Genomic DNA, 11353 nt, shown 5'->3' on the forward strand with positions numbered 1-11353 from the left:
TATAAATCAAAGGATTTGTGAAATTTTATTTTAAGCCTTGTTCGTATTGTTCTACCATACGTTTAACCATTTCTCCGCCAACGCTACCACATTGCTTAGAAGTTAAATCGCCATTGTAATCACTAAATGGTACTCCCATTTCGCTAGATACTTGGTTTTTAAATTTTTCTAATCCGCCTCTTGCTTCAGGTACTAATGTTTGTGACTTTGAATTTGAGTTTGACATTAATTATTCATCTCCTTTTCCTTTGACAGTAATATCTTGCCCCAATATTAAAACTCTATTTTATTTAATTCAAGGAAATGGTGGAAAAAAAATATTGAAGTGGTAAAATGATAATGAAATAAATAATTATAGGGGTGTAACACAATGAGTAAATATAAGATAATAATGACTGGTGGAGGTACAGCAGGACATGTCACTCCAAACTTAGCTTTAGCTCCAAAGCTTAAAGAAAAGGACTTTGAGATAAAATACATAGGTAGCTACAATGGTATAGAAAAAGAAATAATTACTGATGCAGCTATAGAATATTATCCTATTTCTTCAGGGAAATTAAGAAGATATTTTGATGTTAAAAATTTTACAGATCCTTTTAAAGTTATGAAAGGTATTTGCCAGGCATTAAGTATATTATCTAAGGAAAAACCAGATGTAGTATTTTCAAAAGGTGGTTTTGTGGCTGTACCAGTAGTTATAGCAGCTTCAATTAAGAAAATACCAGTAATAGCTCATGAATCAGATTTAACACCAGGTCTTGCTAATAAGTTAGCAGCACCATTTTGTAATAAATTATGTGTAACATTTAGAGAAAGCTTAAAATATATAAATGAAGGTAAGGGAGTACTTACAGGAACACCTATTAGAGAAGAGATATTAAAAGGAAGCAGAATTAAAGGTAAGGAAATCTGTGGATTTAAAGATGAAAAGGAAATATTATTAGTGATAGGTGGAAGCTTAGGTGCCAAAAGCATAAATGATGAAGTAAGAAAAAATTTAACAAATATATTAAAAGAGTTTAATGTTATTCATATATGTGGAAAAGGAAACTTAGATGCTAGTTTAGAAGGAATTGTAGGCTATAAGCAATATGAATATGTTAAGGAAGAATTGCCACATATGCTTAAAGCTTGTGATTATGTTATTTCTAGGGCAGGAGCTAATGGAATATTTGAACTTTTAGCACTTAAAAAGCCTACATTATTAATTCCTCTATCAAAAAAGGTAAGTAGGGGAGATCAAATTTTAAATGCTGCTTCCTTTGAAAAAGAAGGTTATTCTTTAGTGTTAGATGAAGATGAAATGATGGAAAAAGATTTATTAATGAGTAAATTAGAAGAATTAAAAAGTAAGAAAAATGAATTAATAATGAATATGGAAAAAAGTACTGCAAAAAATGGAGTGGATGCAATAATAGATATAATAATGAAAAGTATTTAGTAATAAATGGTAAATAAGGAAAAGATATCTTGAAAAATATTTGCAGTGATATATAATAAATATAGAGCGATAAATAATAAACAATCTTTGATGAGGTGCTATTATTCGGATCTTGTGGGTGGAGAGATGATAAATTTATACACAAATGGTCCTCAATTATGAAGGAATCAGGATTTGATGTAATTGGTAAATTGGCTATAAAAGAATCGCTTACAAAAGAGGAAATTAAGTTTGCTGAAGACCTAGGTAGCACTTTGGCTAATAAGGTTAATCAGTCTTGCTAAAAAGCAAGGGTATTAATATATACTTAAGGAGGAAGATATTCGTTAAAGAATATCTTCTGTCTGTTTTATAGAAAAGTTAATAAATTTAAAGGGGGAGAAGAGAATATTATGAGAAAGATGAAGACTATGGATGGTAATACTGCTGCTGCACATATTTCATATATGTTTACAGAAGTAACTGCAATCTATCCAATAACACCATCATCACCAATGGCAGAACATGTTGATGAATGGGTTGCACAAGGGAGAAAAAATATTTTTGGAAGACCAGTTAAAGTAATGGAAATGCAATCAGAAGCAGGTGCAGCTGGAGCAGTTCATGGTTCATTACAAGCAGGTGCCTATACTACAACTTATACTGCATCTCAAGGTTTATTATTAATGATACCAAATATGTATAAAATAGCAGGTGAAAGATTACCAGGAGTTTTCCATGTATCTGCTAGAGCATTAGCTACATCATCATTAAATATATTTGGAGATCATCAAGATGTTATGGCTACAAGACAAACAGGTTTTGCTATGCTTGCTGAAGGATCAGTACAAGAAGTTATGGATTTAGCAGCTGTTGCACATTTAACTGCTATAAAAACAAGAATGCCTTTTTTAAATTTCTTTGATGGATTTAGAACATCACATGAAATTCAAAAAATTGAAGTTTTAGATCAAGAAGAATTAGCACCATTAGTTGATATGAAAGCTATAGAAAATTTTAGAAAGACAGCAATGAATCCAGATCATCCAGTTACAAGAGGTACAGCACAAAACCCTGATATTTACTTCCAAACTAGAGAAGCAGTAAATAAATATTATGATGATATTCCAACAGTGGTAGAAGACTATATGGCTGAAATCACTAAATTAACAGGAAGAGAATATCATTGTTTCGATTACTATGGAGCAGAAGATGCTGATAGAGTAATTATTGCAATGGGTTCAGTAATAGATGCCATTGAAGAAACTGTTGATTACTTAAATGCTAAAGGAGAAAAAGTTGGTTTAGTAAAAGTAAGACTTTACAGACCATTCTCAATTGAAAGATTATTAAGGGCTATTCCAGATACAGTTAAGAAAATTGCTGTATTAGATAAGACTAAGGAACCAGGATCAATTGGAGAACCTTTATATTTAGATGTTATAAGAGCATTCTATGGAAAAGAAAATGCTCCAATGATAGTAGGAGGAAGATTTGGCTTAGGTTCAAAAGATCCAAATCCATCTCATATAGCAGCAGTTTATGCAAACTTAAATGCTGATGAGCCTAAAAATGGATTTACTATAGGAATAGTAGATGATGTTACCAATACATCTTTAGTAGTTACAGATGATATTGATGCTACACCAGAAGGAACAAAAGCATGTAAGTTCTGGGGATTAGGATCTGATGGTACTGTAGGTGCTAATAAGAGTGCTATTAAGATAATAGGTGACCATACAGACATGTATGCTCAAGGTTATTTTTCATATGACTCTAAAAAATCAGGTGGTATTACAGTATCTCACTTAAGATTCGGTAAGAAACCAATTAAATCTCCATATTTAATCAATAAAGCTGATTTTGTAGCATGTCATAACCAATCTTATGTATATAAATATGATGTATTAGAGGGATTAAAGAAAAATGGAAGTTTTTTATTAAACACTATTTGGACTCCAGAAGAAGTGGAAGAAAAATTACCAGCTTTTATGAAGAAATTCATTGCTGAAAATAATATTTCCTTCTACACTTTAAATGCAGTTAAGATTGCACAAGAAATTGGTCTTGGTGGAAGAATTAACATGATAATGCAAGCTGCTTTCTTTAAGATAGCAGATATAATTCCTGTAGAAGATGCAATTAAATACTTAAAACAAGCAGTTGTAACTTCTTATGGTAATAAAGGTGAAAAAGTTGTAAACATGAATAATGCTGCTATAGATGCAGGGGTAAAAGCTATAGTTAAGATAGATGTACCAGCTTCATGGGCTACAGCTACTTCTAATGAGGAAGCAGTAGCTACAATTAACATTCCAGAATTCGTTAAAGAAATAGTTGAACCAATGAATAGACAACAAGGTGATACTATTCCAGTTTCAATATTCATTAAAAATGGAATGGAAGATGGTACTTTCATGGCAGGTACTGCTGCATATGAAAAGAGAGGAATAGCTATTAATGTGCCAAAATGGCAGGAAGATAAATGTATTCAATGTAATCAATGTGCATTTGTTTGTCCTCATGCTGCCATTAGACCTTTCTTATTAACTGAAGAAGAAAAGGACAATGCACCAGCAAGTATGAAGATAGTTGCAGCTAAAGGGTTAAAGAATGAAACACCATATTATTATTCATTAGGGGTATCTCCACTTGATTGTACAGGATGTGGAAATTGTGCTGAAGTATGTCCGGCTCCAGGAAAAGCATTGGTAATGAAGCCACAAGATACTGAACATGATCAAATAGAAGCTTGGGATTATGCAGTAGCAAAGGTTAAAAATAAGAAGAACCCAATGAACAAAAATACAGTTAAAGGAAGCCAATTTGAGAGGCCTTTACTTGAGTTTTCAGGTTCATGTGCAGGATGTGGAGAAACTCCATATGCTAAGCTAATTACTCAATTATTTGGTGATAGAATGATGGTAGCTAATGCTACAGGATGTTCATCAATTTGGGGTGGTTCTGCTCCAGCAACACCATACACTGTAAATCAAGAAGGACATGGACCAGCATGGGCTAACTCTTTATTTGAAGATAATGCTGAATATGGTTTGGGTATGTTTTTAGGTGTTGAAGCAATAAGAAATAGAATTGCTGAAAATGTTAAAAATGCTTTAGAAGAAGAAATATCTGAAGATGTAAAGGAAGTATTAAGAGCATGGCTTGAAGATATGAATAATTCTGAGGGAACTAGAGAAAGAGCAAAGGATATGGTTGCTGCCTTAGAAGGATGCGATGCTCCAATAGCACAAGAAATATTAAAAGACAAGGAATACTTGGTTAAGAGATCTCAATGGATATTTGGAGGAGACGGTTGGGCTTATGATATAGGATACGGCGGAGTTGACCATGTACTAGCTTCAGGAGAAAATGTAAATATATTTGTATTCGATACAGAAGTTTATTCAAATACTGGTGGACAATCTTCGAAAGCTACTCCAACTGCTGCAATAGCTAAGTTTGCTGCATCAGGAAAGAGAACTAAGAAGAAAGACTTAGGTATGATGGCAATGAGCTATGGTTATGTATATGTAGCTCAAATCTGTATGGGTGCTGATAAGAATCAAACACTTAAAGCTATTGCAGAAGCTGAAAGTTATGATGGACCATCATTAATAATAGCTTATGCTCCATGCATTAACCATGGTATTAAAGCTGGTATGACAAATTCACAAGCAGAAGCTAAGAAGGCTGTTGATTGCGGATATTGGTCATTATATAGATATAACCCTAGCTTAAAAGCTGAAGGAAAAAATCCATTTAGTTTAGACTCTAAAGAACCTAAGGGCGATTTTAAAGAATTCTTAATGGGTGAAGTAAGATATGCATCTCTTGCTAAATCTTTCCCAGAAGTGGCTGATCAATTATTTGAAAAGACACATGCTGATGCAATTGAAAGACTAAACAACTACAAGAGGCTTGCAAATCAAGAGTAGAAAAAAGAGGCTTTTTTAAGTCTCTTTTTTGTTAAGGGAATTATGAACTAAAGTTATAATTCGATTAAGTTATTGCAAGCAATAGTGAAAATTTTATTTGTTAAGAGTTTATAAAAGAGAATATATGTCAATGCTTTTAATGAGGTGATAAAGTGAATAAAAGCATTATATATGTAAAATGTGAAAATTTTTCAGTGTTAATTATAGAAATTTATAAATTGTTAATAGAAAAGAAAGAATTCGTTATGTCAAAACAATTACTAAAAAGTTCTACATCTATAGGTGCTAATGTTGCTGAAAGTAGATTTGCACAAAGTAAGAAAGACTTTATTTCAAAAATGCATATTGCTTTAAAGGAAGCTAATGAAAGTGAATATTGGATTAAGTTACTTTGGAAAGGTGAATACATAGATAAGGAGATATATATCAAACTTAATAAATATATTACAGAAATAATAGTAATGCTAGTAAAAATAATTAAAACTTCAAAGGAAAATGAATAGTAAAAATGTTTATAGGATTTTAAAAATGACTTAACTAAGTTGTTTGCGATAGCTATAACAACTGACTTAATTAAAGATGAAATCTTACTTAACCTAATATACTGAGTTTTTTTCTTAATAGAAAATTTTTCTTAAATATAATCAGATTTTACTTTTATTTTTTAGTGATTGGGGGTACAATGATAAAGATTAATAATATTAGGAGGAAAAACAATGAGCGAAAAAGAATTAGATAAATGTGGATGTGGAGATAGCTGTGGATGTGGAGACAACCACGGACATGATGGATGTGGATGTGGTTGTGGAGAACACGAACATGAACACTTTGTAATAGATTTAGAAGACGATAACGGAAATATAATTTCATGTCCAATAGTAGATGCTTTTGAATATGAAGAAGCTGAATATGTTTTAGCTCAAAATCCAGAAGATGACTCAGTATACTTATTTAAATCATTGGAAAATGGTGAGTTAACAGTACCAGAAGAAGCTGAATTTGATAAAGTTTCTAAGTACTACGAAGAAGTGTTAGCAGATCAATAATTTACAGTGCCCCTTAGTGGGCACTTTTTTTAGTATTAATACATTTACTTTTTTATACCAAAATGATATATTTTAACTATAATTAATTAAAAATATAGGTTGACTTATAAGGTATTAAAGCTAACTTTAACGAAAGAAAAAAGGTGTATAAAATGAAGTATGCAGATTTACATATTCATTCAAGTTATTCTGATGGTGCATATACTCCTGAAGAAATAATAGATATTGCCAGAAAAAATGAAGTTAAATATATATCTATAACTGATCATGATTCTATTGGTGGCCAGTATATTAATAGCAAAGGGATAGAAGATATTAAAATTATTTCTGGAATTGAGTTCAGTGCGGAGTATAATGAAATGGAACTACATATTTTGGGGTATTGTATTGATGTAAATAATGAACGGTTAAGAGAAAGTGTTAAGATGCTTAATGATAAAAGGTTAGAGAGAGTGCAGAAAATAATAACTAACTTAAAAGAATATGATATACAGTTAGAAATTGATGAGTTGTATAAAAATAACAACGAAACTTTGGGCCGGAGTCATATAGCCAATGCTATGGTAGAAAAGGGGTATTTTGCTAATTACAAACAAGCGTTTCAAAAATTTTTAATTAAAGGAAAACCAGGTTATGAAAGAGGTTTTAAATTGTCATATAAAGAAGCAATTGATATAATAAAAAGTGCTGGTGGAGTGGCTGTACTTGCTCATCCAGGACAGATTTATAAACGTATGGAAGTGGAAAAGATCATAAAAGAATTAAAGTGCTTTGGGCTTAGTGGAGTTGAGGTTTATCATCCTAGTCATGATAAGCGGGATAGTAATGAGTTTTACAATTTAGCAAAGAAATATAAACTTACCATTACTGGAGGAAGTGATTTTCATGGTGGAAGCACATATAAAGAAAATAACATAGGTAGTTACGGTCTAGATGAAATAATGCTAGATAAGTTTATGAAAAGTTTTAAGTAGTATGATATGGAGGATTGAGAATGAATTTATCGAAAAAAGCAAAAAGTATTTCACCATCAATAACTTTAGAGATTACAGGGAAAGCAAATGAACTTAAAGATCAAGGCGTTAATGTAATGAGTTTTGCTGCAGGAGAACCAGATTTTAATACTCCTAAAAATATAATAGAAGCAGCAGTTAAAGCAATGAAAGCTGGACACACAAAGTATACAAAAACAGCAGGAATAGTTGAACTTAGAAAAGCTATATGTAAAAAATTGAATCAGGAAAATAATCTTAATTATGGTGAAGAGCAAATTGTTGTTTCTACAGGTGCAAAGCAAAGTTTAGCTAATATTTTTTTAGCTATTTTAAATGCAGGAGATGAAGTTATTTTACAAAATCCTTGCTGGGTAAGCTATACTGAATTAATCAAATTAGCAGATGGAGTGCCAGTAATAGTTGATTGTGACGAAAATAGTGGATATAAGCTTTCTGCAAAGAATATTAAAAAAGTGTTGACAAGTAAGACAAAAGCAATATTATTAAATTCACCACATAATCCAACAGGAATTGTTTATGATAAAAAGGAACTTGAAGAAATAGCAGAATTAGCTAAAAAGCATAATCTCATAATAATATCAGATGAAATTTATGAAAAACTTATATACGATGGAAAAGAACATGTTAGTATAGCAAGTTTATCAGAAGACTCATATGAAAGAACTATTGTCGTTAATGGTTTATCAAAAACTTATGCTATGACAGGATGGAGAGTAGGTTATACAGCATCGTCTGCTAAGTTAGCTAAGGTAATGAGCAATATTCAAAGTCATATGACGTCTAATGTATGTTCAATATCTCAATATGCAGCTCTAGAGGCATTGACTGGACCACAAGATAGTATTAAGATGATGAAGAGTGCTTTTGAAGAGAGAAGAAATTTTATGATGAAAAAGTTACAAGGAATCAATGGAGTAAGATTCATTAAACCTCAAGGTGCCTTTTATATTATGGTTAATATAGAGTGCTTTATTGGTAAGAGCATAAATGGAATTACCATAAATAATTCTATTGACTTTGCAAAAATATTATTAGAAGAACAAAAGGTAGCTGTAATTCCAGGAGCGGCTTTTGGTTTAGAAAATTATATAAGATTATCTTATGCTACCTCTATGGAAGTTATAGAGGAAGGGTTGGAAAGAATTAAATTTTTTATAGGTAAGCTTAAATAAATTTTATATGATAATAAATTTATAAAGTTAAAAATAAATAACTTAATTAGAATAAAAAACTGCGAATTTTTAACCGTGGTTTTTTCTAATGTATACTAGTGAAAGGTAGAATGGCATGGAGAAATTAGCTTTATTCGATATAGACTACACTATAACAAGAAAAGAAACATTAATGGAATTTTATAAATATGTAGTAAGTAGGGATATAAAAAATATTAAATTTTTACCTAGAGCCTTATATTCTGGTGCCATGTATGGTATTGGAATATATGATGAAAAAAGAGTTAAAGAGTCATTTTTGAAGTTTATTGAAAATATAGAAGAAAAGGATTTAGCTATTTTAACAAAGGAATTTTACCATGATAGATTAAGTACTATTCTTTATAAAGATGCAGTGGAAATGATAAAAAAATTAAAAAACGAAGGATATATGGTGATTTTAATATCAGCATCTCCAGAGTTTTATATTAAGGAATTCTATGCAATAGATGAAGTGGATTTAATTATTGGAACAAGATTTAAATTTGAAAATGGTAAATTTATAAGAAGTATGGATGGCAATAATTGCAAGGGACAGGAAAAAGTTCGTAGACTTAAGGATGTACTTAAGGAAAAAAATATACGAGCTGACTTTAAAAATTCTTATATGTTTTCTGATTCGTTATCAGATAAACCGTTGTTGGATCTTGTAGGTAATCCATATTTAATAAATTATAAAAAACAACATGAAATAGATATATTAAAATGGAAATAACTCAATAAGTTTAAGTGATGAATATAAAGGTATATCAATGAAAAAGATGATATACCTTATTTTTTATATCTAAAAGGCGATATTTTAAATAAAATTAAAAAAGTAATTAAAAATATATAAATATAATTTTAATTTAATTTGTATTATGATATAATTTAGATAATAATGCGGTAATGGTTGTAATATTTTATACGATAATATAATTGCAGAAATTTAGTTGACAAGTATCTTATAAGGAGGTTTATATGAACGAGATAAGAATATTAGTATTTAAATTAAATGGTGAATATTTTGCAACAGATATAATGGAGGTTGAAAGAATATTAGGCAATGTTGGAACTACTAAACTTCCAGATTCACCTAGCTTCTTAGAAGGTATTATAAAGCATGAAGAAGAAGTAATACCAGTTATTAATTTATATAAAAAATTTGGTTTTAATAGCTGTAGTGTTGATTCAACAAATAAAGTTATTGTTGTAAAAAAAGAGTTAGGAAAATTTGGGGTTATAGTAGATGATGTTAATGAAGTAACTACAGTAAATGAAGAAGTAATAGATTATTCTTCATCTGTAGCAACTATAATTTCAAAAAAATATATTAAAGGTATTATAAAAGAAAAGCAAAATCTTATTATTTTATTAGATTTAAATAAGGTTTTATTAGAAAAAGAAGAGGAGCTTGTGTTTGAAAGGGTGGAGTAAGGCACATGGAAGCAGTAAGAAAAAATGAGGTCAGAGTTGGAATTGCTGATGCTAAAATAATATCAGCGCCTAACAGTATTATGACCATAGGGCTAGGTTCTTGTGTTGGAATTGCATTATATGATACAGTGAAAAAAATTGCAGCACTTATACATATAATGCTTCCTGATAGTCATGCCTTTAAAAGTGTAACTAATCCGTATAAATTTGCAGATTTGGCCATTCCTTTAATATTAGAGGAAATGACAAAGCGAGGATGTATTAAAAAGAATGTGGTAGCAAAGATAGCAGGAGGAGCTTCTATGTTTAAGTTTTCTGAGAAATCTATTAATAGTGATATAGGAAATAGAAATATTGAAGCTGTAAGAGAAGCTATTAGTAGAGAAGGAATAATTATAGCAGCAGAAGATGTTGGAGGCAGCAAAGGAAGAACAATGTTTGTTGAATCTGAAAGTGGAAAAGTATTAATTAGAATAGTGGGACAAGGAATTAAGGAAATTTAAATGGTTTACTGATTGATAGGAGGAATAATGGAATTTACAGAATTTCATAATTGGGTATATAAAGAAATTGGATTAAGCTTAAATTCATATAAGCCTACTCAGCTAAATAGAAGAATAGGAAGCCTTATGGAGAGAGTAGGTGTAAAAACTCTGGAGGAATATACTAAACTGCTAAAAGAAGATGCAGTTGAAAGAGAAAAGTTTATGGATCACATAACAATAAATGTAACAGAATTTTTTAGAAATCCAGAGTTTTTTGAAGCGTTAAGAAAAAATTTACTATCAGAAATAATTCCCAATAGAAATAATATTAAAATTTGGAGTGCAGGATCATCCATGGGGTGTGAGGCTTATAGTCTTGCAATGATGTTTGATGATATGAATGATAAAGTTAGTTACTCTATTCTTGCTACAGATATAGACAAAAATATTTTGGCAAAAGCAAGGAAAGGAGTTTATTCCGCAGCTGATGTTAAAACTTTGGATAAAAAATATTTAGATAAATATTTTAATAAATATGACGATAAATATATAGTAGATTCAAAAATAAAGTCAAAAGTAAATTTTAAGAGACATGATTTGATTTTAGATAGTTATGAAAAAGACTTTGATTTAATTCTTTGTAGAAATGTGATAATTTACTTTAAAGATGAAGTAAAACAAAAGATAATAGAAGATTTTATTAAATCTTTAAAGGTAGGAGGACTACTTTTTGTTGGAGCAACAGAAAGTATAAACACATATAAGACAAGTGGATTAGAAAAATTATCACCATTTATTTATAAGAAAATATAAGGAGGGTA

The 11353-nt window shown here is 30.2% G+C and carries 12 protein-coding genes; 11 read left to right on the top strand and 1 reads right to left on the bottom strand.

Translation table 11 applies throughout. From position 1 onward, the window contains the following. Positions 1-25 precede the first annotated feature (25 nt). Complete coding sequence (locus tag H8R92_RS03160) at positions 26-226, bottom strand: alpha/beta-type small acid-soluble spore protein (RefSeq protein WP_022169247.1); 201 nt, start codon at positions 224-226, stop codon at positions 26-28. 144 nt (positions 227-370) lie between these two features. Here H8R92_RS03160 and murG point away from each other — a divergent pair, with 144 nt between their 5' ends. The 11 genes from murG to H8R92_RS03210 all read left to right on the top strand — a co-directional run bounded on the left by murG (position 371) and on the right by H8R92_RS03210 (position 11345). Next, positions 371-1441, top strand: a complete 1071-nt coding sequence (gene murG / locus H8R92_RS03165; protein ID WP_022211439.1) for an undecaprenyldiphospho-muramoylpentapeptide beta-N-acetylglucosaminyltransferase — start codon at positions 371-373, stop codon at positions 1439-1441. Positions 1442-1599: 158 nt separating this feature from the next. Continuing rightward, positions 1600-1725 (top strand): NADPH-dependent FMN reductase family protein, encoded by a 126-nt coding sequence (locus tag H8R92_RS13295; protein WP_279287094.1) that lies wholly within the window; start codon positions 1600-1602, stop codon positions 1723-1725. A gap of 108 nt (positions 1726-1833) precedes the next feature. Next, positions 1834-5358 (top strand): pyruvate:ferredoxin (flavodoxin) oxidoreductase, encoded by a 3525-nt coding sequence (nifJ, locus tag H8R92_RS03170; protein WP_186834712.1) that lies wholly within the window; start codon positions 1834-1836, stop codon positions 5356-5358. A gap of 152 nt (positions 5359-5510) precedes the next feature. Further along, positions 5511-5861, top strand: coding sequence for a four helix bundle protein (locus H8R92_RS03175; RefSeq protein WP_186834713.1), 351 nt, complete (start codon positions 5511-5513; stop codon positions 5859-5861). A gap of 213 nt (positions 5862-6074) precedes the next feature. Further along, the gene (locus tag H8R92_RS03180; RefSeq protein ID WP_022211441.1) at positions 6075-6404 is read left to right on the top strand and encodes a DUF1292 domain-containing protein; all 330 of its coding nucleotides are present in this window, start codon (positions 6075-6077) and stop codon (positions 6402-6404) included. Positions 6405-6556: 152 nt separating this feature from the next. Continuing rightward, a complete protein-coding gene (locus H8R92_RS03185) occupies positions 6557-7378 on the top strand; it encodes a PHP domain-containing protein (RefSeq protein ID WP_186834714.1) in 822 nt (273 codons plus the stop codon). A 20-nt stretch (positions 7379-7398) separates the two neighbouring features. Further along, entirely contained in the window at positions 7399-8592 is a 1194-nt protein-coding gene (locus H8R92_RS03190; RefSeq protein WP_186834715.1) for a pyridoxal phosphate-dependent aminotransferase, read from the top strand. A gap of 115 nt (positions 8593-8707) precedes the next feature. Further along, positions 8708-9346 (top strand): HAD-IB family hydrolase, encoded by a 639-nt coding sequence (locus H8R92_RS03195; RefSeq protein ID WP_186834716.1) that lies wholly within the window; start codon positions 8708-8710, stop codon positions 9344-9346. Positions 9347-9591: 245 nt separating this feature from the next. Beyond that, complete coding sequence (locus H8R92_RS03200; protein WP_022211445.1) at positions 9592-10047, top strand: chemotaxis protein CheW; 456 nt, start codon at positions 9592-9594, stop codon at positions 10045-10047. 5 nt (positions 10048-10052) lie between these two features. Beyond that, positions 10053-10550 carry a chemoreceptor glutamine deamidase CheD gene (locus H8R92_RS03205; protein WP_022211446.1) on the top strand — a complete coding sequence of 166 codons (498 nt, stop codon included), beginning with the start codon at positions 10053-10055 and terminating at the stop codon, positions 10548-10550. A 27-nt stretch (positions 10551-10577) separates the two neighbouring features. Then, on the top strand, positions 10578-11345 hold the full coding sequence (locus H8R92_RS03210) for a CheR family methyltransferase (RefSeq protein WP_022169234.1): 768 nt from the start codon (positions 10578-10580) through the stop codon (positions 11343-11345). The last annotated feature ends 8 nt before the right edge of the window (positions 11346-11353 follow it).

Origin of the sequence: Clostridium lentum, from assembly GCF_014287815.1 — a bacterium.
GTDB classification, from domain to species: Bacteria; Bacillota; Clostridia; order Clostridiales; family Clostridiaceae; genus Clostridium; species Clostridium lentum.

Bases quoted from the DNA above. Each gene is read 5' to 3' on its own strand.
- H8R92_RS03160 (WP_022169247.1), bottom strand. From the start codon at position 226: ATGTCAAACTCAAATTCAAAGTCACAAACATTAGTACCTGAAGCAAGA.
- H8R92_RS03195 (WP_186834716.1), top strand. From the start codon at position 8,708: ATGGAGAAATTAGCTTTATTCGATATAGACTACACTATAACAAGAAAA.
- H8R92_RS03190 (WP_186834715.1), top strand. From the start codon at position 7,399: ATGAATTTATCGAAAAAAGCAAAAAGTATTTCACCATCAATAACTTTA.
- murG (WP_022211439.1), top strand. From the start codon at position 371: ATGAGTAAATATAAGATAATAATGACTGGTGGAGGTACAGCAGGACAT.
- H8R92_RS03185 (WP_186834714.1), top strand. From the start codon at position 6,557: ATGAAGTATGCAGATTTACATATTCATTCAAGTTATTCTGATGGTGCA.
- nifJ (WP_186834712.1), top strand. From the start codon at position 1,834: ATGAGAAAGATGAAGACTATGGATGGTAATACTGCTGCTGCACATATT.
- H8R92_RS03180 (WP_022211441.1), top strand. From the start codon at position 6,075: ATGAGCGAAAAAGAATTAGATAAATGTGGATGTGGAGATAGCTGTGGA.
- H8R92_RS03200 (WP_022211445.1), top strand. From the start codon at position 9,592: ATGAACGAGATAAGAATATTAGTATTTAAATTAAATGGTGAATATTTT.
- H8R92_RS03210 (WP_022169234.1), top strand. From the start codon at position 10,578: ATGGAATTTACAGAATTTCATAATTGGGTATATAAAGAAATTGGATTA.
- H8R92_RS03205 (WP_022211446.1), top strand. From the start codon at position 10,053: ATGGAAGCAGTAAGAAAAAATGAGGTCAGAGTTGGAATTGCTGATGCT.
- H8R92_RS13295 (WP_279287094.1), top strand. From the start codon at position 1,600: ATGAAGGAATCAGGATTTGATGTAATTGGTAAATTGGCTATAAAAGAA.